Origin of the sequence: Lacticaseibacillus chiayiensis, from assembly GCF_004123795.1 — a bacterium.
Taxonomy (GTDB): Bacteria; Bacillota; Bacilli; order Lactobacillales; family Lactobacillaceae; genus Lacticaseibacillus; species Lacticaseibacillus chiayiensis.
On the sequence record NZ_MSSM01000026.1, the window covers coordinates 44,364 to 70,931 of the forward strand.

The 26,568-nt window shown below is 45.2% G+C and carries 29 protein-coding genes and 1 pseudogene; 18 read left to right on the plus strand and 12 right to left on the minus strand.

What is annotated here, in order from left to right:
* Positions 1 to 48: 48 nt before the first annotated feature.
* The 8 genes from BVJ53_RS09765 to BVJ53_RS09800 all read left to right on the plus strand — a co-directional run bounded on the left by BVJ53_RS09765 (position 49) and on the right by BVJ53_RS09800 (position 4,122).
* On the plus strand, positions 49 to 669 hold the full coding sequence (locus tag BVJ53_RS09765; protein ID WP_129302247.1) for a CPBP family intramembrane glutamic endopeptidase: 621 nt from the start codon (positions 49 to 51) through the stop codon (positions 667 to 669).
* A 30-nt stretch (positions 670 to 699) separates the two neighbouring features.
* Positions 700 to 837: a hypothetical protein gene (locus BVJ53_RS14970; protein ID WP_158280575.1), complete on the plus strand. Its 138-nt coding sequence runs from the start codon at positions 700 to 702 to the stop codon at positions 835 to 837.
* A 197-nt stretch (positions 838 to 1,034) separates the two neighbouring features.
* Positions 1,035 to 1,232, plus strand: a complete 198-nt coding sequence (locus tag BVJ53_RS09770; RefSeq protein ID WP_129302248.1) for a ComC/BlpC family leader-containing pheromone/bacteriocin — start codon at positions 1,035 to 1,037, stop codon at positions 1,230 to 1,232.
* A 27-nt stretch (positions 1,233 to 1,259) separates the two neighbouring features.
* Complete coding sequence (locus BVJ53_RS09775) at positions 1,260 to 1,418, plus strand: bacteriocin leader domain-containing protein (RefSeq protein ID WP_129302249.1); 159 nt, start codon at positions 1,260 to 1,262, stop codon at positions 1,416 to 1,418.
* Positions 1,419 to 2,056: 638 nt separating this feature from the next.
* Entirely contained in the window at positions 2,057 to 2,422 is a 366-nt protein-coding gene (locus BVJ53_RS09780; protein WP_158280576.1) for a thioredoxin domain-containing protein, read from the plus strand.
* A 10-nt stretch (positions 2,423 to 2,432) separates the two neighbouring features.
* Positions 2,433 to 2,672 carry a Blp family class II bacteriocin gene (locus tag BVJ53_RS09785; RefSeq protein ID WP_129302251.1) on the plus strand — a complete coding sequence of 80 codons (240 nt, stop codon included), beginning with the start codon at positions 2,433 to 2,435 and terminating at the stop codon, positions 2,670 to 2,672.
* 20 nt (positions 2,673 to 2,692) lie between these two features.
* On the plus strand, positions 2,693 to 2,899 hold the full coding sequence (locus tag BVJ53_RS09790) for a TmhB bacteriocin enhancer peptide (RefSeq protein ID WP_129302252.1): 207 nt from the start codon (positions 2,693 to 2,695) through the stop codon (positions 2,897 to 2,899).
* 938 nt (positions 2,900 to 3,837) lie between these two features.
* Positions 3,838 to 4,122, plus strand: a complete 285-nt coding sequence (locus BVJ53_RS09800; RefSeq protein ID WP_129302253.1) for a hypothetical protein — start codon at positions 3,838 to 3,840, stop codon at positions 4,120 to 4,122.
* A gap of 182 nt (positions 4,123 to 4,304) precedes the next feature.
* Here BVJ53_RS09800 and BVJ53_RS09805 read toward each other — a convergent pair whose 3' ends face one another.
* The 3 genes from BVJ53_RS09805 to BVJ53_RS15150 all read right to left on the minus strand — a co-directional run bounded on the left by BVJ53_RS09805 (position 4,305) and on the right by BVJ53_RS15150 (position 6,473).
* A complete protein-coding gene (locus BVJ53_RS09805; protein ID WP_129302254.1) occupies positions 4,305 to 5,111 on the minus strand; it encodes a response regulator transcription factor in 807 nt (268 codons plus the stop codon).
* Between the two features lies 1 nt (position 5,112).
* On the minus strand, positions 5,113 to 6,168 hold the full coding sequence (locus tag BVJ53_RS09810; protein ID WP_238150163.1) for a GHKL domain-containing protein: 1,056 nt from the start codon (positions 6,166 to 6,168) through the stop codon (positions 5,113 to 5,115).
* A 62-nt stretch (positions 6,169 to 6,230) separates the two neighbouring features.
* On the minus strand, positions 6,231 to 6,473 hold the full coding sequence (locus tag BVJ53_RS15150) for a hypothetical protein (RefSeq protein WP_167470190.1): 243 nt from the start codon (positions 6,471 to 6,473) through the stop codon (positions 6,231 to 6,233).
* 168 nt (positions 6,474 to 6,641) lie between these two features.
* Between BVJ53_RS15150 and BVJ53_RS14975 the strand changes: the two genes are divergently transcribed.
* The 4 genes from BVJ53_RS14975 (at position 6,642) to BVJ53_RS09825 (ending at position 12,151) form a co-directional block, all read left to right on the plus strand.
* Positions 6,642 to 6,788, plus strand: coding sequence for a bacteriocin-like peptide, LSEI_2386 family (locus BVJ53_RS14975; protein ID WP_158280525.1), 147 nt, complete (start codon positions 6,642 to 6,644; stop codon positions 6,786 to 6,788).
* A gap of 308 nt (positions 6,789 to 7,096) precedes the next feature.
* Positions 7,097 to 9,289 carry a peptide cleavage/export ABC transporter gene (locus tag BVJ53_RS09815; RefSeq protein WP_129302255.1) on the plus strand — a complete coding sequence of 731 codons (2,193 nt, stop codon included), beginning with the start codon at positions 7,097 to 7,099 and terminating at the stop codon, positions 9,287 to 9,289.
* Between the two features lie 12 nt (positions 9,290 to 9,301).
* Positions 9,302 to 10,681: a bacteriocin secretion accessory protein gene (locus BVJ53_RS09820; protein ID WP_129302256.1), complete on the plus strand. Its 1,380-nt coding sequence runs from the start codon at positions 9,302 to 9,304 to the stop codon at positions 10,679 to 10,681.
* A gap of 114 nt (positions 10,682 to 10,795) precedes the next feature.
* Complete coding sequence (locus BVJ53_RS09825) at positions 10,796 to 12,151, plus strand: threonine/serine exporter family protein (protein WP_129302257.1); 1,356 nt, start codon at positions 10,796 to 10,798, stop codon at positions 12,149 to 12,151.
* A gap of 302 nt (positions 12,152 to 12,453) precedes the next feature.
* Here BVJ53_RS09825 and BVJ53_RS09830 read toward each other — a convergent pair.
* Together BVJ53_RS09830 and BVJ53_RS09835 are read right to left on the minus strand one after the other, a co-directional pair.
* A pseudogene (locus tag BVJ53_RS09830) lies at positions 12,454 to 13,428 on the minus strand (aldo/keto reductase).
* 460 nt (positions 13,429 to 13,888) lie between these two features.
* Positions 13,889 to 14,092, minus strand: a complete 204-nt coding sequence (locus tag BVJ53_RS09835) for a hypothetical protein (RefSeq protein WP_129302258.1) — start codon at positions 14,090 to 14,092, stop codon at positions 13,889 to 13,891.
* A 248-nt stretch (positions 14,093 to 14,340) separates the two neighbouring features.
* On the opposite strand from BVJ53_RS09835, the gene BVJ53_RS09840 reads away from it, so the two are divergent.
* Positions 14,341 to 14,628: a bacteriocin immunity protein gene (locus BVJ53_RS09840; protein ID WP_129302259.1), complete on the plus strand. Its 288-nt coding sequence runs from the start codon at positions 14,341 to 14,343 to the stop codon at positions 14,626 to 14,628.
* Between the two features lie 20 nt (positions 14,629 to 14,648).
* Here the strand turns inward: BVJ53_RS09840 and BVJ53_RS09845 are convergent, their stop codons facing one another.
* The 6 genes from BVJ53_RS09845 to BVJ53_RS09870 all read right to left on the minus strand — a co-directional run bounded on the left by BVJ53_RS09845 (position 14,649) and on the right by BVJ53_RS09870 (position 19,587).
* Positions 14,649 to 15,452, minus strand: coding sequence for a hypothetical protein (locus BVJ53_RS09845; RefSeq protein WP_129302260.1), 804 nt, complete (start codon positions 15,450 to 15,452; stop codon positions 14,649 to 14,651).
* 30 nt (positions 15,453 to 15,482) lie between these two features.
* The gene (locus BVJ53_RS09850) at positions 15,483 to 16,265 is read right to left on the minus strand and encodes a hypothetical protein (protein ID WP_129302261.1); all 783 of its coding nucleotides are present in this window, start codon (positions 16,263 to 16,265) and stop codon (positions 15,483 to 15,485) included.
* A complete protein-coding gene (locus BVJ53_RS09855) occupies positions 16,262 to 16,594 on the minus strand; it encodes a PadR family transcriptional regulator (RefSeq protein ID WP_129302262.1) in 333 nt (110 codons plus the stop codon). Before BVJ53_RS09855 ends, BVJ53_RS09850 begins: the two co-directional genes overlap by 4 nt.
* Positions 16,595 to 16,722: 128 nt before the next feature.
* A complete protein-coding gene (locus tag BVJ53_RS09860) occupies positions 16,723 to 17,370 on the minus strand; it encodes a helix-turn-helix domain-containing protein (protein ID WP_129302263.1) in 648 nt (215 codons plus the stop codon).
* A 242-nt stretch (positions 17,371 to 17,612) separates the two neighbouring features.
* Entirely contained in the window at positions 17,613 to 18,284 is a 672-nt protein-coding gene (locus BVJ53_RS09865; protein ID WP_129302264.1) for a helix-turn-helix domain-containing protein, read from the minus strand.
* Positions 18,285 to 18,531: 247 nt separating this feature from the next.
* Entirely contained in the window at positions 18,532 to 19,587 is a 1,056-nt protein-coding gene (locus BVJ53_RS09870; protein ID WP_129302265.1) for an Mbeg1-like protein, read from the minus strand.
* A gap of 165 nt (positions 19,588 to 19,752) precedes the next feature.
* On the opposite strand from BVJ53_RS09870, the gene BVJ53_RS09875 reads away from it, so the two are divergent.
* The 5 genes from BVJ53_RS09875 to BVJ53_RS09895 all read left to right on the plus strand — a co-directional run bounded on the left by BVJ53_RS09875 (position 19,753) and on the right by BVJ53_RS09895 (position 24,847).
* Positions 19,753 to 20,952 carry a DUF2075 domain-containing protein gene (locus BVJ53_RS09875; protein ID WP_129302266.1) on the plus strand — a complete coding sequence of 400 codons (1,200 nt, stop codon included), beginning with the start codon at positions 19,753 to 19,755 and terminating at the stop codon, positions 20,950 to 20,952.
* Between the two features lie 145 nt (positions 20,953 to 21,097).
* A complete protein-coding gene (locus tag BVJ53_RS09880; RefSeq protein WP_129302267.1) occupies positions 21,098 to 21,655 on the plus strand; it encodes a hypothetical protein in 558 nt (185 codons plus the stop codon).
* A gap of 196 nt (positions 21,656 to 21,851) precedes the next feature.
* Positions 21,852 to 22,394 (plus strand): hypothetical protein, encoded by a 543-nt coding sequence (locus BVJ53_RS09885; protein ID WP_129302268.1) that lies wholly within the window; start codon positions 21,852 to 21,854, stop codon positions 22,392 to 22,394.
* A gap of 277 nt (positions 22,395 to 22,671) precedes the next feature.
* Positions 22,672 to 23,511 (plus strand): glutamate 5-kinase, encoded by an 840-nt coding sequence (gene proB, locus BVJ53_RS09890; RefSeq protein ID WP_129302269.1) that lies wholly within the window; start codon positions 22,672 to 22,674, stop codon positions 23,509 to 23,511.
* Between the two features lie 79 nt (positions 23,512 to 23,590).
* Entirely contained in the window at positions 23,591 to 24,847 is a 1,257-nt protein-coding gene (locus BVJ53_RS09895) for a glutamate-5-semialdehyde dehydrogenase (RefSeq protein ID WP_129302270.1), read from the plus strand.
* 121 nt (positions 24,848 to 24,968) lie between these two features.
* On the opposite strand, the gene BVJ53_RS09900 is transcribed toward BVJ53_RS09895, so the two are convergent.
* Positions 24,969 to 26,201 (minus strand): MFS transporter, encoded by a 1,233-nt coding sequence (locus tag BVJ53_RS09900; protein WP_129302271.1) that lies wholly within the window; start codon positions 26,199 to 26,201, stop codon positions 24,969 to 24,971.
* Positions 26,202 to 26,568 lie beyond the last annotated feature (367 nt).

A 26,568-nucleotide genomic window follows, 5' to 3' on the forward strand; every position in this document is an offset into this window, starting at 1 on the left:
CCACAAAAGCGTTCGCAATGCCGGCTGCCGACATGTGAACGCTTTTTTATGGAAGGTGAAGAGTTGTTGAATCCAAGGATAGATTCTCATGGGCCAGTAAATAATTTAAGATTTCCAATATGGTTTGGGCTAGTTTTGCCGCAAGTAGCGCTATGGGGTATTGGCTTTATTCGTCCGGATAATCCGATTTTTTTGGTTATTTGGTATGTGCTCACTTTCTTTTATATGGTTGTTTCATATAAGTATCTCAATGCAGCATCTTATTTAAGGCCTTCGCTCTCGAAAATATTCATCGGATTGCTTGGCGGCTTACTCGTCCTAATCCTAGAGGTGTTCTTCTCTGAACTGTTTCCAAATATCCAAGGTTCGCAATTGAGTCCCAACATGGTATCGTTTATTCCGCTATACGCATGTGTTTGTGGAGCGGTTTGGGAAGAAGTTTTGTTTAGAGGCATTTTGAACAAAAGGATCTTTAACGGATCAGGGGTAGGACTCATCATTTCGTCACTTGGCTTTTCCTTGCTACATGGATATCTTTCTCCACTCATCATCCTGTATTTTTTAATGGCGTTGATTTTCAGTTTCTGTAATCGCGGTAAGGCAGATATCAGTGCATCGATTGTTGCCCACATAGTTGTCAACACAGTCGTATTTTTCCTTAACTTTTAGGCACTTATAGGAGTTGCCTGCCTGAAAAGGTTGAGTGAAGCATTATCGCCAACAACATATCCGTTGAAAGTGGCGATTAATTCCAGCACGGCGTTACTGGGCTATCGAATTAATCACCGCTATCTCAATGCTCTGGCGGCGACTAAAGATGATTCAAGCAAAAAATAAACGTCACAAAATCGGCTTTTTTCGTTGAATTTTGTCGTGTTTGGTTAAAACCACTACGAAAAGTTCAAAAATACCGACGTTTAAAATTAATTGATCAGATGAACTCAAGCCTATCGTATATTGTGTTTAGGGAAGCTAGCGCCCGAAAAGTTTAAATATATCGGCTGCGAATAGGTCGAAGAAACGGAGGAAACGCCATGCAACAATTCGTAACGTTGGATGATAGCCGCTTGGAACAGATTAGTGGTGGCAGCACTGATAATTTTTGGACTTACATTGGCATGGGACTTGGCGCGATTGCTCGAAGCTGGGCTCAAGGTGGTTTTGCAGCACCTGCAATGAGCCTTAGCATCGATGTACTCAACGAGCTCAAACGAAAAGAAAACCTGCCATAGGATGAGTCAAAAGAAAGGATGAGCGTCATGACCAACTTAAAAGATTCCGAACTTTGCCAGATTAAAGGTGGCTTCTTACCGTTCGCGATTCCGGTAGCAACGATTCTTGGTATTCTGGCGACAGATGCATTTAATCATGCTGACCAGCTGATTGATGGTTTTAAACAAGGCTGGCAGAGGCCGTAACAAAGTCATATTGAGAGAATGTGGATCTAGTACTGGCCTAAATTTGTTGGATCTGCAGAGCTGTTGATTTGTCGAACATTGATCCTTCTTACTATTAATGCTTTCACCATAAACATTAAGACGGTATTTGGTAAGTGTAAAATGGCGTAAACTGGTGCTATTGGTGAAATTATGCATTTTTGTTGATATGGGTAGTTCAAAGTTAATTAGCACATTTCTTGACATATCATGGTCGAATGCACAAAAAACAAAATTTCTTGCAGATATTAATGATGTGAATCTAAGTCTGCAGTTTCCCATTGAATTAATGAGTATTTCTGATTGTAAAATTGAGTTCTCTTACGCATTGGGATTAAAACATTGTTAAGATTTGTGTAGTTTGCTGACGGCTCCTAGATCTATATGCAAGAGGGTATAGCTAGTTTCTTCTTTGGCACAGTAAAGTGAAGGGAAATGTAATGTATCAACTTTTAAAAAAGTTCAAAATTGTTTTTTAGGGCTTTTCGCTTGGAACAATAGTTATCCTTAGCCTGCCGTACTCAGCTACAACTGTAAATGCAGCTGAACATGTTAATGTTGGTTCCATTATGATTCCAAGTGAGAGCGAATACCAATTCAATGTAAATGGAACCACATCTTTGACAGCCGCAGAATTTAATAAAAAGGTAAAGAGCAACGTACCTTTCCTTCTGTATCTGGGTAAAGAGGGGTGTGCATGGTGTCGAATTTTCTCTCCAGTAATTAAACAATATGAGGATCAGACAACACTGAAACCCACAATTTATTATTTAGACCTGCATCAACTGGAATTACATCAAGACAATCCTGATGTTCAAGCTGCAGTGTCTCATCTAAAGGATCTCACTATTGTTGCTACGCCAACTATTGCAGTTGTGCACGGTCAAAATGTTGTTGCTGGATTTGCTGGGGCAAAGCACACAATTAATGAATTAAATAAAGTTGCATCAGCTGTGTATAATTATGACAATTACAAAATAAAGTAGAAAATCAATTATGAAGAATCAAATTCTTTCTGAGGAACAACTAACAGCTATTTTTGGTGGGTATTCTGGCTCGGATTGTCTAAAGGCAATTGGTGGCAGTGCAGCCATTGGAGCTATTAAAGGTGGTGTTGCTGGCACTGCTTTTACTGTCGGTATTGGGACCGCAGCGGGAGCATTTCTCGGCGCTCATCTAGGCGCGATCGGTGGCGGTGCAGTTTGTATTGGTGGATTGTTGTTGGATAAGCATTAATTTTAGGAGGATATTTTGATATGTGCAAAGTTGTTAATCTCGGTTTTAAAGCTTTAGATGATGAGAAGTTAGGTTCGATTACTGGCGGATTCAATTGGGGAACGGTGATCGGTTCATGCGCTAAAGGCGCTTTGCTAGGTGTTGCTTTCGGAGGAAACGCCATAGGTGGGTGTGCAGTGTCTGCGGGATTTGATGTCGGCGGACAACTTATTCGTGGACACCGCTAAATTTAGAGATGAAAGTACGTATGAATATGACAAAAACTTTACTTTTAGTTATTTTTGTATTGGTGTATCTATTAGGGGTTCTTGTATATACACTCAGCAAAAAAAACGGACATTATCGAGTTTGGAATGATAAGTACCTCGATAGTGATAACGAAATATCTTTTATACGTGCTTACGTTTTAAATGCAATCTGGTTTATTACCTATGCTTAAAGCTTTATGACCGCAAATTGTCTTGAATTTCGGGTCTTGAAAGTCCACACTTTTTCCGACTCAATGATGAACTTAAAGCACTGACGATAATTAGCGAAAGAGTTCAAAGGCTTGAGAAGTGTTTTTGCAATTAGTTTGGGCAACCCTTGCAATGGTGATGCGCGTTATTAAGCACACTTTTAGGCATTCCGGCAAATTACACTTACTAGGAAATTGACGGCTTTAAACATTGTAGAAAAAGCCCGTAACGGGTTTATAATCGGCGTGCTCTTAAGAGAGACGGGATGATAACCGTTCAGGAAAATGTGGCTCTGGCACTGCAGAAGCAAGAGCTGTTAGGGTTTCCTTTCCGGTCCATATCTCGGATTCTCTTTGGGTTTGTGGGCACTGTTGCACGAGCAGTTATTGGCGAAATCGAAGGTGAATTCACTTATATGTATGCGAAAAATGGCTGTATTTGATCATAAACGACTTAGACAGCCGCTTTTTATGTGGATAGTCCAGATTTGTTTGTTCACACTACTGTGGATCATGTCTAATGATGCGAGTTGGCAGGTGCATGCGATTATCCTCATTGCAATTCTATCCAATTCGTACGATTTTTTGAGAAAACTGTTCACAATGACAAGAGCGTATGATCGACAACGAAACAACAAGAAATGACCATATTTAAAAGTGTGTTTATAAAGGCAGCAGAATCACGCAACTGCGAGTAGGAGCAGAAAAATGCCATCTAAAGATGAGATAATTGTTGCAATGGAGAAGCTAGCCATTAAGTTGAGCATGTGTCATAAAAACTCTGAAACAGCACTGTTTGTTGACCGAGAATTAGAAGTGTTGAAAACATGCGATGGTCTTGCATTCCACAACAAGCTTCAATATTTTTTCAACACAGTACCGGTTATCAAATTGTCTGACGGTATTTCTTTCAGTGAGGCAGAAAAAACACTTTGGGATGCTGTCTTTGAGTACAAACAATTAGGCAACTATAATTGGATCGCAAGTGAATGAACGGCTGTTGTATTCCTTAATATGCTTTTTTCAGCTGTTCTTTGAATCAGCGACCAATAGCCCGAGAATCGGCGAAACGTCAGCTCAAATCAACAAGCTTTCTAAAGGCTCAGAAATTCCTTCGAAAATGGAAGAATTTCTGGGCGTTTTGTACACTTGCCGCGAGGGTGACGGGCGTTTTTTTAAGCGTCATCCGCCAGATTGTTAGCCTCAGCATGTGAACGATTAGCCGCTGCCATGAGTCTGCGTAAAGCCGAAACTTTACGAATACTGACGTCAAGCTTATCCTGATTGTCCATGTAAACGAACCGACCAGAAGCGTTCAATTTATGAACGTGAAGGGGATTAATCAGAAAACTTCGATGGCACCGAAATAAGGTTGGATATCGACTTGCAACTTCTTTTAAGTTTCCCGGGAAAGTCGTGGTTTCATGTTTGGCGTGCAATTCGAGCGTGCTAGGTGTACCAAGCACGGTTTGAATGTACAGCACGTCGTCTAGGGGAAGTGAAAAGAGATTGGCTCCAATCTGGTAGCTGAATAGCCGTGGGGATTCGAGTTGACGTGACCGTAATCGCTTTATCCCTTGAACAAGATTGGTACGCAGCCGCGTTTCAACTTCTGCAGGCACACTTTTATCCACTAAGTCTAAAGGCAGAATCTTCTGGGATAGAATGGCCAGTGCTTGTTCGGTGTGGCTGGTAATGAACATGATGTCTGCATATAGGGAATGTTTCCGGACAATGTTGGCAATATCAATGCCATTGATAGAGGATCCGGGAATATCAATGTCCAGCAGAAAGAAGCTGTCATTAATTTGCTGCAGATCAATGGCGTTTAGCAGCTCTGTAGCAGATTGGGTGGCAATTTTAATTTCCGCATGCAATTCTTCAATCATAATGTAGTTTCTGAGCGTTTTTTCGATGAACCTAAGGAAGGCAGCATCGTCTTCCAAAATGAAGATTTTCAAGGTTGTACGATTAGTGATCATATTAGGAATCTCCTATGAATAAAGTGATTTTCAGCTGTTGGTTAATAACCGATTTTCTGATAAGGATATTTTTGTTTTGTTGCATGAGTTCATTGATGATGGACAAGCCATTGCCATGTCCGTCGCCCTTAGTCGTAAAGTCTTTCTTTTCAAGATCTGTCGGATTGAAGTCAGAACCGACATCGTTCATGACGCTGACTTCTAGGCCTTGCTTTAAGGCAATTAACGTGACGTCGAAGCGATGATGTTTAATTCTGACCGTTTCCTCTAGAGCATTGTCGATCAAAATGCCAAGCGCTCTGATAATGGCAAAACCAAGGGCACTTTCTAGAGGGTGAATGACTCCCTCAGTTTGGACATTCATGATGACATTGTGATTCATTGATTCAGCCCATTTTAAATAAAGCAAGCTTTTTAAAGGATCACTTTTAATTGATGTGAAGGAACTTTTGCCTAATTCTGCTTGATTTAGCGATGCTTGTGCCCGCGAAAGGATGGCTTGGGTATCCGGTGAAATGGCCGCAGATGATTGCTGCAGAGACAGTTGAAGCGATGCTAACAGATTTTTGTAGTCGTGTAGAAGTTTGTTCGTGTTTTTTTGCTGTTGGCTCAACGTGGTGTAGTACGCCCGCTGAGAGGCCTCGGCCCGCTTGATCCAGGTGAGTTCGACGTAGTAGCTAAACGACTTCAGAATCAAGAAAAGTGAATATAGGTTGATGATGACTGAAAGCGTATAGATACCAAGGAGAAGCAAGTCTAACATGACATCTATATTGACTAGGTTAGATATCGCCTCGAAGCAATAGAGCGAAACGCATGTGGCACCCGTGTAAAGAATAATTGATTTCTGTAGATGATTTTGTTCTCTAATGAGTGTCCGAAACTGGTCAAGTTGTTTTTTCTTTTTGGTTATAAGCCATATCACAATTGCGGCAAATGTTGAAGTGAGGAGAAACGCGGTGCACACGCTAATTGAGGCCAGATGTTTTGAACCAGCTGCAGCAAAAGCTTTTATGACGCAGGCTTGAATCGTGATGATAATAAGATTAACTTCCATAAATATGAAAATCCAAAACTTGTCAGAACTTGCATTGGTTCTGGACATATACCACGCATACATTAAGAAAAAACCAATTTCTCCATAAGTTGATAAGGCCAAAGAGAGAGTTGAGCCAGTGATTGACCATAAAGCGACATATAGCGGACGAATGTGGCCAAAGAGAGAGTTGAGCCAGTGATTGACCATAAAGCGACATATAGCGGACGAATGTGGCCAAAGAAGATATGAGAAAGAATGCCAATACCAAAAACAAAGGTTGGCAAATTCATAAAAAAGTATATATGACTTTGAAGGATGACCATATCAAAAACTCCCATTTTCTTGAGAATAGGCCAAATTATTTTTGCGTTCGTGTCATCACACGACGTTAATTGGCCAAAATACGACGTTAATTTTTGGTTGAACAATAGAGACGTTATGTATGGTAGTCTTGTGTTATCAAAGATAAGTTGTCATAGGGGGAAATTAACATGACTGAAAAGAAGAATGATCAGAAGAAAACAAATATTTCAGATCTCAGCTTGGCACAAATACGCGGAGGAGATCATCGCATTGTGGGAGAGGCATTTGTAAGTTTAAGGGGATGGCTAACCGATCTTCTTCAGGGGAAGCATTGAAGTATAGGGAAAAGGTCGTGCGAGAAGCTGATCTGCTCCTTAAAAAAACAGGCAAGCCTCAGATAAACCGTTATTTATTAAATAAAAAGCAAATTGTGATTTTTGTTTAATATTAAATTATTTATCTTGGAATGCTATTGATTCGTAGCAGAGTCATATTACCATAGATTTGTTTTTGTGGCAGTTAAGATGCTTAACTTTATAGTTCTATGAAAAAGGTTCAGCTCCGAGCAAACTTGTCGCATCTCTCTGCGAACTGTTGACGTTGCAGTCTTTACAATCTGAAATCCAATAAGGGGAGGCCGTGGATGTTCAAATACAAATTCAAACTAGGCCAAGCAACATACTACAAACGTCATTACACGCCTCAGGTGGATGAGCGTGATTGCGGCGTTGCGGCGCTTAATATGTTACTGAAGTTTCATAGGTCCGACTATTCCCTTGCGCATTTACGGCAATTAGCCAAGACGGATCAGGAAGGAACAACAGCATTAGGCATTGTTCGGGCCGCCCAGGAACTTCATTTTGAAACCAAGGCAGTTAAGGCGGATATGACGTTGTTTGATTTAAATGATGCGCCATATCCGATCTTGGTGCATGTTTTGAAGCGTGGCGAGTTGTTGCATTATTATGTCGTGTTTAAGGCGACGAAGGATTATATCTTAATCGGTGATCCTGACCCTTCAGTCGCAATGACCTGGCTTTCAAAAGATGAGTTTGCCAAGGAGTGGTCGGGGGTGGCTATCTTTATTGCTCCTGAACCACAATATCAACCGCGCAAAGAGGACAAAGACAGCTTGTTTGCCTTCGTGCCGTTACTTGCGCGGCAAAAAGTGATCATTGCCAATATTATTGTTGCGGCTTTGTTGCTCACGGTGATTAGTATTGTCGGGTCGTATTTTTTGCAATCGATTATTGATACCTATATTCCCAGTGCCATGCGGACAACCTTGGGCATGATCGCCAGTGGGCTGATTCTCGCTTACATTCTTCAATCTGTTTTGACGTATGGTCAGAACTTTTTGATGGCGGTTTTAGGCCAGCGGTTGTCGATTGACGTTATTTTGGGTTACGTTCGGCATCTGTATGAATTACCCATGTCTTTTTTTGCAACACGCCGGACAGGGGAGATTGTGTCGCGGTTTTCGGATGCCAATAAAATTATCGATGCCTTGGCGAATACGATCATGACCCTGTTTCTTGACGTTTGGATCGTGCTTATTTTAGGCATTGTTCTAGGCATTCAAAATACCACGTTGTTCCTGGTGTCCTTAATTGCGGTGCCTTGTTACTTGGTGATTGTTTTCGCGTTTCAACGTCCTTTCAATCGGCTGAATCAAGAGACAATGGAAAGCAATGCCATTTTGAGTTCATCAATTATTGAGGATCTAAACGGTATTGAGACCATTAAGTCGCTGACAGGCGAAAAAGTCAGTTATGAGCGGGTTGACCGTGAATTCGTCACGTATTTAAAAAAGTCATTCAATTACACGAAAGCCGACCAGCTTCAACAAGCTATCAAAGGGTTGCTGAAACTCGTCTTGAATGTGGTGGTGTTGTGGATTGGGGCGAGTCTGGTGATGGCGAACAAGATGAGCTTGGGGCAGATGCTGACGTTCAATGCCTTGCTGTCATATTTCACCAATCCGTTAGAAAGTATCATTAACTTGCAACCTAAATTACAAATGGCCAAGGTGGCGAATAATCGGCTGAATGAGGTTTATTTGGTTGAATCTGAGTTTAAAGAACAGCGCCATCTGACCGATCGCCGCCTGATCGATGGTGCCATCAACGTGCATGATGTTTCCTTTAAATACGGGTTTGGTCAGGATATTTTGAAGCATGTCCATCTTGAAGTGCCCGCAAACGCTAAATACACGATTGTTGGGATGAGTGGGTCAGGCAAGTCAACGTTGGCCAAATTATTAGTCGGCTTTTACCCGATCGATACAGGCAAGGGAAAAATCACCTTTAATGGCGCGCAGATTAATGATGTGGCGCTCACGACGCTGCGGCAATATATCGAGTATGTGCCGCAAGAGCCGTTTATTTTTTCCGGATCGGTGATGGAAAACTTAACGTTAGGCAGTCGTGCCGATTTGACGCAGGCGCAACTTGAAGACGCATGTGCCGTTGCGGAGATTGCCACGGATATTATGAATTTGCCGCAAATGTGGCAGACCAAGCTCACGGAAAGCGGGAGCATTTTATCAGGCGGTCAGAAGCAGCGCTTGGCGATTGCACGGGCGTTGTTATCGCCGGCCAAAGTGCTGATTTTTGATGAGTCGACTAGCAGTCTGGATACCATCACGGAGCGGCGGATTGTGGATCGGTTGTTGGCGATGGAAGATCGAACCATTATTTTTGTTGCCCATCGACTCACAATTGCGGCCAAAACCGAACAGATTGTCGTCATGAATCATGGCGAAATTGTCGAGCAAGGCAATCACGCAGAACTGCTGGCCAAACAAGGCTATTATGCGCGGCTGGTGAGTGAATGAGGAGGCGGGGCGATGATTGATCTAAAAAAATTAGCGACAACCGAGTTTTATAACCATCGCTACCGTAACTTTTCAACCCTGATCATTCTGCCGACAGCGGTTCTGTTTTTGCTGCTGTTACTGTTCTTGGTATTTGCTAAAAGGGAGGTGACGGTTCGGACGGTTGCCGAGATTGCGCCGGTCAAAGCTGCGGTGAAGATTCAAGGCACAGCCGCAAATCGGATTGTGACGAATCACATGAAGGAAGGCAGGCGGGTCAGGCGAGGCGACACGTTGTTGGTTTATCACGATGTCGCCAATCCTGCCCAGTTGAAGGTGTTGACGCAGCAATTGGCAACTTTGAAGGATCAAAAAGCGCAGTTGGAGACCCTCAATCAGAGTGTTACTGCCAATAAGGATCTGTTTAAAAGTGCGGACAAGTACGGCTACCAACAACAAGTACGTGATTATCTCAATCAACGGCGGGTTTTTGAGCTGGAATCAGATGTTGTTCATGCAACCCAAAGTGTAGCGGATGCTAAGAACAAAGAAATCGACCAGTTGCTGCGGACAAGTATGCAGGCGAGTGAAGCGAAAATAGCAGCGATTCGCGACGCCCAACAGGCTATCCGCACTGATCAGCCGTTAAAAGCCGATCATGTTTACCATTATCTTTATGTGCAATATCAAGCTGAAGTCAAAAATATGGATGCCGCCAATCTCGCCAGTTTGAAGGGCCAGTATCAATCCCAGCTGCAAAATCTGCTGGCAACCGAAAAAGAGACACTGGCTTCACTGAACACGCAACGTGCGAATCAGAAGCAAGCCGATGGTTCGGCACAGCAAACGGGTCAAAACGAGGCAAAACTGGCTTCGTTGCAAAGTGAGCTGCAGCAAACCATTGCTGCGGAGCAAGTGAAAATTCAACAAGGCATTCAAGAAGGCGAAGCAAAACTGACGGCACTTAAAGACGGACGCCAGCAATATCAGGTCAAAGCCCCAGCTAGCGGTGTTCTACATCTTGAGGCAGCTTTAAGTGGCAACAAGTATATCCCGACCGGCACCGTTTTGGCCCAGATTCTGCCGGACTTGGCCAAGCAACAAGAAGCTGATTTGAAGCTGGCGGTTTCACCAGCGGAAGTCATGAGCTTGAAACGTGGACAAACCGTTCGCTTGCGGATTGCCAGAAACGTGCCGACACCGATGGCCGTGACGGGTCGAATTTATGCCGTTGACGTGGCCCCGACTGTGAATCCTAAAACCGGCAACTTCTTTAAAGTACAGGCGCGGGTGCATCTGTCCAAAGCACAGCGTCGATCACTTTATTATGGTATCGGCGGTGAAGCAAGCGTCATTACTGGAACAAAGACTTATTGGCAGTATTTTGCGGATAAAATGTTTAATCGGCAGTGACAAGTGTGCCAATCTTTTTGGATTAAATCAGCAGAAGTTGTGCTAAAATAATGAATGTTTCGTTTCATTTTTCAAACCGAAATATTCCTATGAAAAGAAGGATTGGCACAAGTTATGACGTCAAAAAATGATCAGGCGGCGCAAGGGAATCCACCGCTTTCAGAAAAACATCATATGCAGATTCCTTGGTATGACGTCATCGTCAGCGAAGAACGCCAGGCGGATCATGCCACGCTGGAGGAGCGAGCATCACTGGTTGGCCGGGTTGGCATTATGTTGTTGGCATGCGGAACAGGGGCGTGGCGCGTTCGAGAAGCAATGAACACTGTGGCGCGGGCCTTAAGGATGTCGTGTTCGGCTGACATTGGTTTGATTTCGTTGTCGTATACCTGTTTTAGCAATAACCACACTTATTCCGAGGTGTTGTCATTGCCGAAAAGTGGTGTGAATACGGACAAGTTGGATGCGTTGGAACGGTTCGTACGTGAGTTTGATGCGCAGTATGCTAAAGAAACGGTACGAGATATTCATCACAGGCTTGATCAGATTCAGAAAATGTCTGGCAACTATGATCCGCTTCGAGCAGGTCTTGCAGCGGCTTTTGCCTGTTGTGCCTTCGTTTTCCTGCTTGGAGGCGGTCCGAGTGAGATGATTTGTTGTTTTGTCGGTGCGGGTATCGGTAACTGGCTACGTGAGATCATGATTCGGCGTAATTGGACCTTGCTGGCATGTATTGGCGTCAGCGTCGCGGTTGCCTGTTTGGTGTACTTTATCGTTTTCCGTGGTTTGGAAATGAGCTTGGGGATTGCAGCGCGGCATGAAGCCGGGTATATCGGCGCCATGCTGTTCGTGATTCCGGGTTTTCCGTTTATTACCAGTATGCTGGATATTTCTAAACAGGATATGCGTTCAGGCATGGAGCGATTGTTGTATGCGTTGATGATCACGATTGTTGCGTCGCTGGTTGGTTGGTTAGTGGCCATGGTGGTGCATTTACGTCCGGAGAATTTTGTTAATTTAGGCCTTAATCCGGTGTTGCTGCTGGTTTTCCGACTCATAGCCAGTTTCTGCGGGGTGTTCGGTTTCTCTGTGATGTTCAATAGTCCGCGACGCATGGCGGTGCAGGCAGGCTTGATTGGCGCCGTGGCCAACACATTACGTCTTGAGTTGGTTGACTTAAACACGATTCCGCCAGCTGCTGCAGCATTTATCGGTGCCTTGGTGGCAGGCCTAATTGCGTCGGCGATTAATCGCGTCGATGGCTATCCGCGCATTTCGCTGACGGTGCCTTCAATCGTGATCATGGTGCCAGGCCTGTATATTTATCGCGCTGTGTATAATATCGGCCTCAACAATATTGGGGTCGGTGCCGAATGGATGACTCGCGCGGCACTCATCATTATGTTTTTACCGCTGGGATTATTCACGGCCCGCCTGCTCATGGATTCGCGGTGGCGGCAAAGCGACTGAGCGTTTGTTAACTGAATAAGTAGCACGCAAAACAACCCCATTTCGTCCAGCAAAATGGGGTTGTTTTATTGATTGTTTGAATAATTTGATTTGTTAGCAATGCAACAAATCGTTAGGTTGCAATAGCGCTGTTGCGGAAGAAAGCTGCCGGCAGCGATTGGCGTGATGCACGAAGCTGTTGTTGTCTGGGTAATGGGTGATCTGGCCTTGATCACACCCGGACAACTTGTAAAAGTCCTCTTACATCTATATAAATCGGTGGGACAGTGGTTTTGACAACCTTAATCAGACCCCTGGCAATTTTACCATTCATACCCAACCGGATTTTTGATGAGGCGATCATAAACATCTTTGACGACCGCCATTTGTTCAGGTGTTAGTGCAAGCTCATCGGCGGCGACGGTATTGCGTTCGATCTGGGTCGGATTGCTGGCACCGGGGATGACGGCTGAAACTGCGTCATACATCAGGATAAAACGCAGGGCGGTCGCGGCAAGATTGTCTGAACCAAGACGTTCTTTAAGCTCGCGCGCAGCTTTCACGCCGGTCAGATAATCAACGCCGGAGAAGGTTTCGCCTTTGCTAAAGTGTTCGCCATGGCGGTTGTTAGCGCGTTGATCAGTTGGCGCAAACTTGGTATTTTCATCAAACTTGCCTGTCAACAAGCCACTTACCAATGGAAAACGGGCGAGAATGCCAACATTATGCTGCTTAGCCAGCGGGAAGAACGTTTCAGCCGGGCGCAAGCGGAACATGTTGAAAATGACTTCCACCACCGCCGTGTCATAGTCCAAGGCTTTGATGCCTTCCTCAGATCGTTCAATGCTGACACCATAATGCCGAATCTTGCCGGCTTTTTGCAAAGCATCGAGCGCAAAGAAAGTTTCCGGCTAGTAGACTTGCATTGGCGGGCAGTGTAACAAAACAATATCCAAGCTGTCCAGGCTCATAATTTGCAGTGATTCATCGACATAACGGCGCACATGGTCAGGGTCAAAATGCTTGGCCGTCAGTGGCTCCTCTTTGCGGCCGATTTTGGTCGTAAAATGAACATCCGGATGTTGTTTGACAAAAGCGCCAACCATCTTTTCGCTTTCGCCGTTTTGATAACCATCGGCAGTACCGAAGAAGTTGACGCCATGATCATAAGCCTCTGCCAATGTTTCGCGAGCAACTTTGGCATTAAACGGAGCACCTCATTAGCCACCTAATTGCCAAGTGCCAAGGGAAACTTCACTGACTTTGTAGCCGGTTTTGCCTAATAAACGATATTTCACTTGAAAGATCCCTTCTTAACTTGAATGCAACTTTCGATTTTGTGGTGCAAACGCTGATTAAAAATAAATCGCATTGCTTTGGTAGCTATTCATTGCAGTCTGGTTCGCCTCCCAAAACTTCAAGAAACAAGACATAACACCATTTCAACTTTACAAATAATTTTGTGCCAATGCAATACAGCTCTGACGAGGTTGATCACCTGAGGACTAAGGCGTTCTGGACAGCTACCATAATTGGACATTCAAAAACCCACCGCAATAAAATCTGCGATGGGTTAGCTTTTGAACAAGGCTTACGTTTTCTTGTCGGATAGATATCCTGAGATCCAAACAATAAGGAAACAAGAGAGTCCCGTAAGCAAGTTTCTAAAAACTTGAAAGTGACCGCCTAAAAATAAATCAACCCCAAAAAGAAAGACTGTGAGAAAACAAGCGCTGATGAGGGCTTCTTTTGCGTTCACTACAAGCATTCACTCCAGAAAGCTGCACCACCTGCGATGAGCATACCAGGAAGCGAGGTAATTGAGGCACCGATCATGGAACCGGCGACGCTCAAGATGCACTTCTGTTGCTTCCAACTTAGATCTTTCCAATAGATGGGCTTGCCCTTTCCACCATGGATTGTGCTTAGTTCGTTGACGGTCAGTTCTGTTAAATTATTCATATGAAATCCTCCCAAAAATCTTTTTCGTCTTTACTTCTTCTGCAAATAGCAAAGGGCCCTTTGCTATTCTAAGAATAAAACATCTAAACTGGATTGTGGCAAAATTAAAATAAACGTCGGGTTTTCTCAAATAAACGTTGTGTTATTTTTTATTTTTGAAAAGCCTGCATTGCTTCTCTGCAAACCAGTGATGCATTGTTCCAAAAACGCTGACATGTTACACTGCATTCATCCAATGAGGTGACGAAATGAATAAAAAAGAAAGCCAGTTATTTCAGGCAATTGACACTGCCTACAATGATCCGGAAATGGCAACGTATCCGGAAATTCGCTGTGATTTGTTACTGGCGGCACAGAACTTGCAAAACGGGCAACCTTATCAGATCGTGGCGGTTAAATTGAAGCGGACGATTACCCGGTACGTTTTGCTTAACCACCTGCAGATGCCTGCTGCGGTGGGACGTTTGTTCGTTGCGATTGGTCCGATGGGTGAACGGTATGACGGTGAAGCGACTGTTTTCAGTTTGTTTTTTTAGATAGTGCTGCAGTTCGGCGATTAAGGTCGAATGCCACTGCTTTTTCTTGATGGAAGTTGCAGGTCGGGGCGGTAAAAGAGCAAACCGACCGCACCGAGCATGCCGGCAATGCCCAGGATAACGGTTACCGCGGAGGATGGCAAAGCAAGGCCGAGTGTGGTGATCAGCCAGATGCCGAACCAGCCGAGAAAGATGAGAAAAATCGGCCGTAACCACAACGCCAAGGCTAGATTAATGGCACAAAGAATGAGCGAGAATTTGATGAGCGCCGGGCTTGACGGTGCAAATGCCGGCATGCCGCGAAAAAGGTAACCTGTCAAAAATGGCACGACCAGCATTAGCACAACAAATGACCACAATCCTATGACCGTTTTGCGGGAAAGCTTATTGAAGGAAGCACCGCGGGCAAACGAGCCACCAATCATGAGCAAGCCAAACAAATTGATGCCAATCACGTCGCTTAAGCTAAAGCGCAGACTCGGGCTGATTAGCATCATCAGAATATTTTGAATGAGCAGGAACATGAAGAGTGGCCAGTACATCGTGAAGAAATAAGTGACCGAGATGTGCGGCAGCTCTTTTAAAATGTTATCGGCTGCGGCTTGCGGATCGTTACTAAAGAAGGTTGCCACTTTATGGCCGGATTGTTGCGCATCAATTAAGGTTGCCAATAAGTCGCTAATGGCATCCTCAATGGCATAGGGATCTTTACGCAGATCGCCGCGTAAATAGTTGATGACAGTCTCCGTGTAAGTGTAATCGGTGCCGTGAATCTTTTTGAGCTGTTGATCGTTTGCAGCACGAAGTTGGTTTAGTTTTTTCATGAGGTGTCGCCTCCTTGAAACTTGGTTGAATTAGACAGGTAACTGTAATTTTGGCTCAGGATGATAGAATAACAAAAGAGTGGCGATGATCATGCCGGCAATCGCGATACCAACAGTTAATGCCGAAGTGATCAACATCATGCCAATGAATGCCAGCAACCACACACAGGCCCACGCGAGGAACAAGTAAGCAATTTTGCGAAAGCCCAAAGCACCGATTAGATTCAGTACGAAGAGGCTAACGCAAAAAAGCATAAGCGATGATCTGGAAACTGAAAAAGGAGAGGTTCTTGCCAGCAAATATCCGATCGCTGGAAGCACGATCAGTATCAAAATAAAGCCAAACACAACACTATAAGCGGTTTTGCGCGAGAGTTTGTTGAATGTGACGCCGCGGGCAAATGGAATATTAACGAAAGCCAAAACAAACACTGTTGGGCCGACAACACTTATTAAGTTCAGCTGACTTTTCTGGCTTATTGTGGGGAAGATGCTCGCGGCAAAGAAGAACATGAGCACTGGCCAATATTGATTCAAGAGCGACCAAACAGGCACATGTGGCAATTCTTTTAGAATAAGATCTGCAGCCTTTTGGGGGTCATCGCTGAAAAAGCTTGCTACGCGGTGGCCGGACTTTTGGGCGTCAATGAGGGTCGCCAGTAGGTCGCTAATAGCCTCTTCAATGGCATAGGGATCTTTACTTAACTTGCTGCGTAAATAGACGATGACTGACTCCGTGTAGTTATAGTCCGTACCGTGAATCTTCTTGAGTTGTTGATCATTGGCGGCTCGGAGTTGGTTTAATTTTTTCATGACGATTCGTCTCCTTGGTTGAGATTTGTCATGGCCTGAACCAGTTGATGCCATTGTTGTTGAAAAATGGTGAGCGTCTTTTCTCCTTCATCAGTGAGATGGTAGTATTTGCGGTCAGGGCCATTGCCGGTTGGTCGGCGGACACCGATGATGAGTTTATTTCTCTGTAGCTTTAACAGTAAGGGATAGATGGTGCCTTCGGGGATGTCGCCAAATCCCAGCGCGGCTAACTTTTCATGCAGCGCGTAGCCGTAAATATCACCTTGCTGAATGATTTGCAAGATGGCCCCTTCCAGAATGCCTTTTAGCATTTGCGATGAAGGTTGCATGGCCTTGCCTCCCTCGATACCTTGTTAGGCATAGTATAATCATAGCGGAATACCTTGTAAAGCAAGATATCTTAGCTAAAAAAAGCCAGCGCAATTGGCTGGCTTGAGAATGGTATGAATGCTGAAAGTTAAGGCTTTTCTTTGAGTTCGGTGAAGCCAAAGATCACAAAAATAATACTGAATGTTTCGGCTACTGGCTTCACAAGCAGGCCTGAATAGTAGCCGATTAAGTAAGCTGCCTCGTCAGAGATTGATTTAGAAATGTGAAGCGTCATACTGCCTTCCACGCCAATAAATATTAAGACAAAACCTAAGCCGATTCCCAGTACCGTTAGCAAAAGTTTATGAGAAAAGCTGTCAATCCAAGCATGATAATTAGGATAGTGAGTCGCTAAGATGACTAAATTAATGATTAAAGCGATGGCAAGCCATCCTGATAATTGTCGCGTGTCAGATGGAAAATTTTTTACAGCCAAAATACCTAAAATAAGAACGACGTTTAGATAATATGTAACTTGAAAGTACCGGTTGTCTCGTTGCGACTGTTTACTGATTGTTTCGTAATGCTCCATCATGTTCTGATCCTCCCTAAGTAATTGATCCAAAGAAATGTTATAAAAATCGCTGATGCAAACCAATGTTCCGACGTCGGGGAAGCTACGCGCGTTCTCCCAACTGGAAATGGTTTTGGCTGAAACGTGGAGTTGCTCGGCAACTTGTGTTTGGGTTAAGTGCTGCTTTTGCCGTGCTAGTTTCAGTTTGTCGCTAAGTTGCATGTTCTTCACCACCTGTTGTTAATGTTAAGGTTTGGCTAAAAATGTACAAGGCCTTTTGCAAAATAGTGGCTCTATGAATCGTAGAGTTGTTGGTGTGGCGCAGATTGGGGACTATTCACATACAAAGAGAAAAGCTCAGCTAACAGCAAAAAAGCTCAGCTAACAGCAAAAAAGCTTGGTTCAAGACCAAGCAAGAAACAGATTTATGATTTTTGTACCCCAAGCATACTATGAATAAAAGACTAATTTTTGTCCAAAATCTCTTCAGAACCGAAGACGATGAAGATGCTACTGAGAGTCCCAGCGATGATGTTTATAGCAACACCTAACTTTGCACCAGCAAGATAGCCTTGAGCAGCCTGGGCAGAATAAGCAGAACTGTTGATGTCCGTAGGGATGTTAGTCGGTTGGTTCAGAAACGGTAAAAGAATGATTGTAGCGATGCCAATGGTGAGAATGATCAGCAAAATTCTGCGCGGCCATGAACGAATCCATAGCCGGTAATTCGGATAATGTGTGGCCAAGACAATCAGATTGACGAAGAATGCCAACATTAACCAACTGCCATATTGCCGTAAAATAGGCGGTGTGTTGCTGAGCATATGAACAATTACAAATCCCAAAATAAACACAAGGTTAACGAAATAAGTGACCTGAAAAATGTGTTTGTCGCGTAGTGCGTGTTTGTCGATCGTCTCATAGTGTTCCATCATGGTTTGATCCTCCCTTAGTAAGCGATCTAATGAAATGTCATAGAAGTCGCTGATTTTGACGAGTGTGCTAATGTCGGGGAAGCTACGCGCGTTCTCCCAACTAGAAATGGTTTTGGGCGAAACGTGGAGTTGCTCGGCGACTTGTGTCTGTGTGTAGTGCTGTTGCTGGCGTGCCATTTTGAGTTTGTCGCTGAACTGCATACCTTTACCCCCCTTGAGAACATTGTCAAAGCATTTTTGATTTTGCACAAGTCTTTTTTGCTCAGTTTTGGTCTAAGAATCATAGAGTGCCGATGTGACGCGGTTTTAGTGATTACCGTGAGAGGTTGACAGCCGCGCGAATCCTTAAAATGCCAGGACGAACAAAAACGTTCTGCAAGACAGTTGTTTGTCTGGCGGAACGTTTTTGATAAGACATCTTGTGAGGTACTCATGCACATGTGCTACTTTAATGGATTTGCACCAGCGATCCCGCCATTGCACCAAGCAAACCGCGGAATGAACGACCCAGCTGCTTGCGATGATGCTTGTCCAAACTACGAAAAGCGTGGAAATAGTGGCGCCAGAGGTTTTTGGTTTTCGCCAAATCATCAATGGTGATGGCGTTGCCACTGCGAAGAATTCGGTACAAAGCATCAACGGTGATTGCGGTGGCCGTGGCGTCGAGACCGGCTAGCCAGAGTGCGATTGTTTTTTGAAAATAGCGCGATACCCATGTCGTTGTCGCTAAATGCGTAAAGGTATCATCCGCAATGTTCCATGTCAAGACATCATGTTGACCGAATAATTTGACCCGGCTTTTAACGACTTCGAAATTGGTCGCTGGATCTAAACTCACGCCAATAAGGGAGCTTTGCGGCACAAGCTTGGTCACACGGTCGCGATGACTGGGATCGAGCGGCACACCACTAGGCCCATCAAAACTGTAAACATGTGCTACTTGATCAGCAAGCGGTTCTGGCAGATGGTCAAACGCGTAAATGGCAAGACTGCCGCCTTTGGAGTGTCCGGTTAGATAGTAAGTGCCGGGATGACGGCTGATTTGCTTAGTCAGATAGCTTAACGCCCGTCGCTGTGCTGGAATCGCCGACATGAAGCTCATGTTGAGATCTTCTTTCCAGCCGACCAGTTTATTGGTTGTGCCGCGAAAACTGACACAATACACACCAGGTGCCAGTGTGAAGGTGATCGCAGCAAAGTCTTCTTCATTCCGGTGGCTGCAGGTTTCAAGCCAGTTTGTCCAGGTAACCCGCGCAAATCGCTTACTTTGATGCATTGCGTGTAACATTGCTTGGTGCGTCGGAATTGCCCAAGTAGTTAAAGTCGCTTTATGCAACCGCAATGTGTCATTTAAATCGGCAAACCGCGCATACGGCTGGCCAATGAGGTAATTAAAATTCAAATAACCGAGTTGCGCAAATAAGCCGGCATCTAGCTCGGTCAATGGAACTTGTTGAAATGACGCCAAACTCGGGCGTTTCGGGTAATCGGCAATTGAAGGCATGTTTCTACTCCTAGTTCTTGAATAACCGTTCAAACTCATTACTTCTAGTTTAACCGCTTTATGTGACTGACGTATGTGATTTGCTTTACAGATTGGTTTCTTTTAATGTTCTTTTTAGAAAATCACCCGCTTTGAAAATGATATATTAATTTTGGAGGTGCTAACATGCCGGACTTAGCACAATCGACGTTTGTTTTGCCACAGGATGCAGCCTTGACTTCAGCGCAGGCTGCCTTGAAACAACACATTTACGACTTCATCATCACCAATTATTCAAGGAGGCAGACACATCTGTTGATCATTTCAGGGGACGCGGGATCTGGTAAAAGCGTGGTACTGGACGCGGCGTTTGCCCAGTTGCAACAAGCCGCGCGTGCAGATGGTGGGACACTCGCAGGAACGGACAATAAGCTGTTGGTTAATCACAACGAGATGCTGAAGATTTACAAGGAAATTGCCGGGACCAAAACTTATTTTCGCAAAAAAGATTTCATGAAGCCGACGCCGTTTATTAACGCGTATCGAAAACTAGGCAAGAAAGCTGATGTGGTATTTATTGACGAAGGGCACCTGCTTTTGACGGCGCCGGATCCATATAACAATTTTCGGGACACCAATCAGCTGGCAGATATCCTTCACTTGGCGAAACTAGTGGTGCTCGTCTTTGATTTTCATCAACTGGTTAAACTGAAAAGCTTCTGGACACCGGCGTTGCTCAAGCGTGTCACCCGCGATTATCCGGTCACGCATTATCGGTTAACCGAGCAGATGCGGGTGGGGGATGCAGCGGTAAGTCACTGGATTGACCAGTTTGTGCGGGGCCGCATCACGCCGATGCCGCAGTCGACATCTTTTGACTTTCGGATTTTTGCTGACGGTCAGCCGATGTATCAGTTGATTCAGCAACGCGATGCCGCGGTCGGCCTATCGCGCATGATTGCGACGGCGGACTATCCGTTTACGGTATTGGACAACAAAACATGGTATGTCACTGCCGGATCCTTGCGTTTGCCATGGGACAAAATCAACTTCACAGATCGGCCGTGGGCACAACGACCGGAAACGCTCCACGAGGTCGGTTCGATTTATACTATACAGGGATTTGACTTAAATTATGCTGGCGTTATTTTAGGGCCAAGTCTCGGCTACGACAGGCAACGCGATCGCCTGACCGTCAACTTGGCACAGTACCAAGACAAAGAAGCCTTCAAAAAGCGGCCGAATCTGGCAGACACGCAGGATGCTAAAGCAGCGATTATGATGAATGCCATCAATATCTTGTTAAAAAGGGCAAAGCATGGCTTATATCTGTATGCAGCTGATCCGGCATTGCGGGAACGACTGTTGGAGGGTACAAAGCGATGAGTAAGTGAAACATCTCTTGTCGTTAAATTGCCAAAACAAATACCACGGGCACCGGTCCTTAAAAATTTTCTTTTAAAATTTGAGCAATTAAAAAATAAACGTTATTCTAAGGATGTTCCAAAAATTAATACAGGAGCTGATTTGTATGGCTGAAAAGTATACTGCCGAAATCGTACCGTTGAATGCAGAGAAAATCGGTGTCAAGCCGCACGGGACTGCTGAGTTTACGATTGACGGTGCGCAGTTGCGGATTCACATTGAGATGTTTGATACCCCGGCAAACGTCCAGCATTGGGAACATTTCCATGGTTTTCCAGATGGCAAGCCGGCGGAAATCGCAACGGCGGCGCAAGATGCAAACGGCGATGGCTTCGTTGATTTACCAGAGACAGAACCGGTTTCCGGTACGACAATGGTGCCGTTTGACGCGGAGCCTGCCAAGATGCATGTGCCGAATGACAGCTATCCGGTTGCTGATGCGGAAGGGCATTATGCCTATGAGAAGCTCGTTGATTTGAAGGAACTGCAACAGGCTTTCAAAGCCGCATTTGGCAGCGAAGATTTGCAACTGGATAAACGGGTGATTTACATTCATGGCGTTCCGGATTCACTGAAGTTGCCTGATACAGTCAAGGGCACGGTCATGAACTACGACGCTCATGTCACGTTGCCAATTGCGGTTGGTAAAATTGTCCGTGCTTAATTACGGTTTATAAATAGATTATCTTCTCTTTTCCTGATCTATCCTTGCTATGAAAGCATTGACTGATCAGGATTTTTTGTTGCCGGCAAAAGATCGGGTCACTTTTTTATAACATGTGTATTATTAGCGAGATGCATAGCCGAAATGATAAGCTTATTGTTAATATATTTAAAAAGTAATACATGGAGGCGAGGGTATGGGGTTAAAACGAATTGTGATTAAAATTTTAATTTCAGGGGCGGCGATTTTAACCGTCATGAGTCTGCAAGGTGGCGGCATGAAAGCCAAACCGGTATCGGTCAAGACACAACAAGCAGCAATGCCGCAGCAGTCGCAAAAATCGATACCACTTTTCCAGCAAATGGCGGTTTTCCCGGATGGCTGTCAGCAGCCGCTTGCAGGTGGGGTGTTTGCTTTTTACCGGTTCGATATTAAAGGACGTAAACAATATCGGATGAAAAGCGGGAAGTGGCAACTTGTCGGCAATCCATTGACGGCAAAAGGTGTCTACCTTGCTCAAGCTGATCAGGTAGGTGTTGTGGGCATTACCGGAACATTGGGAGATGGGAATTTTTATGTCGAAAGATTAAGGTTGCCAGCACGGTATGCCGTCAAGTTGCCGTTGCCGGTGAAAGTGGGCGTTAGTCAAGGGGACGTGACGGTGAACGGGCAACTGGTGCGTGGTCACGATTCGTTGCCGCGAGTTTATGCTATGCGTGTGGCGGCAACGCAGCAGTGAAAAGGGTCAAATGACAAAACGTCGCGCTTGACTTTTACCCTCCTGCCGCATACAATTCTCTTCATCAAGTCATAGTAGCGGCTCACAGAGATCAGGACATTAGCTGAAAGTTCTGAATGGCCCGCGAATCCAAGCTTGAGGTTGCGTGTCACACTAATTAAATCATAAAAAAGCGCAAAGCACTGCTTTGAACGAGAATGGTACCGCCTTAACGGGTGTCTCGATCAAAACGGTGCTTTTTTGAATTCTGACAAGGTTGTAGCAAGTGGAGGTAGCAATGGCAAAACGAGTCATGCATTGTAAACGGATCGTGGTCAAAATCGGGACGAGCAGTTTGATTCACCAAAATGGCAACGTGAATCTGCAGACGATTGATCGGCTGGCTTATGCCTTAACCGCGTTGAATAATCAAGGCTATGAGCTGGTTTTGGTTACATCCGGTGCGATTGGCGTTGGCATGGCAAAACTTGGGGTGACGAGTCGTCCAGCTGAGATTGCCCATCAGCAGGCACTGGCAGCAATTGGTCAGTCCGAGCTAATGACACTGTATACGCAGCGGTTTAGCGATTACGGTGCCAAAATTGGCCAGTTGTTGCTGACGCATGATGTGTTTGATTATCCGCAAACGCGCCAACATGTGCTAGATACGCTTGATACGTTGTTAGCGCGGCAAGTTATTCCGATCATCAACGAAAATGATAGTGTGGCGGTCGATGAGTTGGATCATCGGACGACGTTTGGCGACAATGATCAGCTTTCCGCTTTGGTGGCCAAACAAATTGGTGCCGATTTACTGATGGTGCTTTCTGATATTGATGGACTTTACGACCACGATCCCAACAAACATCCGGACGCAGCGCTGATTCCGGAGATCACCCATTTGTCAGCTGAGGTCTTAGCCGGAGCCGGTGGGAGTTCGACGCGTTTTGGCACTGGCGGGATGGTGACTAAATTAAAAGCAGCGCAAACCATGATGCGCGCAGGAAAACAGATGGTGCTGGCTAGTGGCCGTGATCCCCGTATTATTTTGCGGATCGTTGCCGGTGAACCAGTTGGAACCTGGTTTGGCAAAACTTTGGAACGGATACCAGCCGATAACAAAGCGTCAAGTATTTAACAATTAGAAACCGCATATGCAAAAAGCAGCCATCTTGTCAGCCATTGAAGGCTAACGAGCGGCAAGGGGGAGGATTTAAATGGATACCAAGACCATCGATCTTGAACAAATGGGCAAAGCAGCCAAAGCAGCTGCGGTCGTTCTTGGCCAATTGAGCACGGCACAAAAAAATGCCGGTTTGCTGGCCATGGCTGACGCGCTGGAAGCCCACACAGAAGCGATTTTGGCGGCTAATCAAGAGGATCTGGAAGCTGCCAGCACGTCACCAAACAAGTTTAAGGATCGGCTTGTGCTTACGAAAGCGCGGATTGCCGATATGGCGTCTGGTGTACGCCAAGTCGCTATTTTAGACGATCCAACGGCGCAAACCGATCGCGCCTGGGTGAATCATGCAGGACTGACAATCGCCCAAAAACGGGTACCGTTGGGCGTGGTCGGCATGATTTATGAAGCGCGGCCGAATGTGACGGTTGATGCTGCGGCGTTGACGTTTAAAAGTGGCAATGCCGTGATTTTGCGAGGCGGCAAAGAAGCGCTGCATAGTAATATGGCGTTGGCGAAGGTTTTGCAAGAAGCGTTGGCGGCGCAAGGCTTACCGAAAAATGCGGTGCAGCTGATCACGGATCCGCGGCATGAAGTGGCGGCACAGTTGATGCATCTCAACGATTATATCGATGTGTTGATTCCGCGAGGCGGGCGCGGCTTGATCAAAGCTGTTGTCGAGCAGGCCACGGTGCCGGTGATTGAGACCGGCGCGGGCAACTGCCACATTTATGTTGATGCTGCGGCGGAATTGGAAATGGCCGTTGCGATTGTCGTGAATGCCAAGGTTCAGCGGCCATCTGTCTGCAATGCGGCTGAAAAGCTGTTGATTCATGCGGATGTGGCGGATGAGCAGCTACCCGTGATTGCTCGGGCACTACAGGAACATGGCGTCGAATTGCGTGGTGATAGCCGGGCGCGCGCCATTGTGCCAAACATGCAGGCGGCAACAGATGAAGATTGGGATACCGAATACAATGACCTCATCATGGCTGTTAAAGTCGTGGATTCAGAGGAAGAGGCCATTGCACATATCAATGCCCACAACACAAAGCATAGTGAAGCTATCATCACGGACAATTATCAAAACAGTCAGCAATTTCTCCAACAGGTTGATGCTGCGGTGGTGTATGTGAATGCTTCAACGCGGTTTACGGATGGTTTTGAGTTCGGCTTCGGTGCTGAAATCGGTATCAGCACCCAAAAACTGCACGCTCGCGGGCCAATGGGATTAGCCGCGCTGACGACCATCAAGTATCAAGTCCTGGGCAATGGGCAGATTCGTAAGGATTAGCTGAGCGTTGCACAAATAAAGATTAAGTCAGGAACGAGGACTATAAAAAAGCAAATGGGCTTCCACATGTAGCGCCGTGGAAGCCCATTTGCTTTTTTCATATATCTCCGGTTTTACATTTTCAAGCATTCAGCCAGCGTTTAACAGTTGATAAGTGCCAGAGCAAGGTCGGAATGGTCAGCAACAATGCCAATAATCCGCATGAAGGGAATCCCCATAAACCACCGGCAACGTCCATTAGACCTCCAACATATAAGCTGCCAATGGGCGTGGAGCCTTGGTTAAGCAAAACATAGACGCTCATGATACGGCCACGGAGTTCGTTGGGAATTGAAAATTGAAATGCGGCATTGGATTGATTCAGGAATACCATATTGCAAAAGCCGATAACGACCATCAAAATCATGGCTAGCCAGTATACGTGGACAAAAATCATCAACGTTTGGGTCAAGGCAGTTCCCAGTGCGACTAAAAGATATAAATCGCGCCGCAGACCGAATCGGGCAAGATAACTCATAAGAAACGCCGCGATGAGGGAACCGACACCAGTGGCCGATAACAAGTTTGCATAACCTTGTGCGCCGCGCCCTAGTACTTCCTGAGCATAAATGGGGATGATGACATTATTGTTGAAATTTAATGTGCAAATAATCATCATCAGTTCAGCGCTAAGCTTGACATTATCATGGTGAACAATGTAAACAAGCCCTTCCTTGACGTCCGCAATAATGTGCCGCGGTGTGTGTCGCGCAACCGGGTGTTCCTGGTGAATCATAAACAGGCCAATAATAATAGCAATATAGCTCAGGGTATCAATCAGAAAACATGGTGCCACGCCGATGGTCACCATAAGGATCCCAGCCAAAGACGGGCCGGCAATTTTGGCCAGATTGAAAATGGACGAATTCAGCGAGATGCCGTTTATAAGGTCTTTTTGGCCAACGAGTTCAATCACGTAAGACTGCCGGGTGGGTGTGTCAAAACTTTGAAGGATCCCATAGCCTAAAGCGATTGCAAGAATCTGCCAGTATTGAATGATTTTCAAAAAAGTCAGGGTTGTCATGATCGCACCCAGCACCAAAAAGCCAAATTGTGTCAGCAAAAGTATCTGGCGTTTGGGATATCGATCGATCAGCGTACCTGCAACTAAAGTGAGCGCCATAATAGGAACAAATTGTGCCGCAGCTAGTAAGCCGACTAGAAAAGCGGACTTGGTCATCTGATAAACCAGCCATGTCTGGGTCGTTCGTTGAATCCAAGTCCCCATGACTGAAATACACTGACCGATCCAAAACCGGCGGAAATTGGTTGAATGTAGTGAAGAAAAAGTTGCCCCAAAAACGTGCCTGTCCACAAAAATCATCGCCTTGCCAAGAATTTACTGCACATCATCGTTGGCTTTTTTGGTGTAAAAGTCAATATAGAAAATTGCAAAGTAGTTGATCTGCTTTTTACCTGGCATCCTTAAGAAACGACTTATTGCCAGGTTAAACCTGCGACCAGAAGATACCTAATTATCGTCAAAACAAAGTCATAATCGCTTGCTACTGCGACTATTTATGACGAAACTATGAATGTTTATATATAAATTATAAACTATATTGACAATAAGATATTCGTGTTGATAATCTTAACTAAATTCGTTAATGCGCTTGCTGGCGCAGGAGCCTGCGTATAAGGACCTTGGTCGCGCTTAGCCTAAGCTCGGGCCATCACGCCCA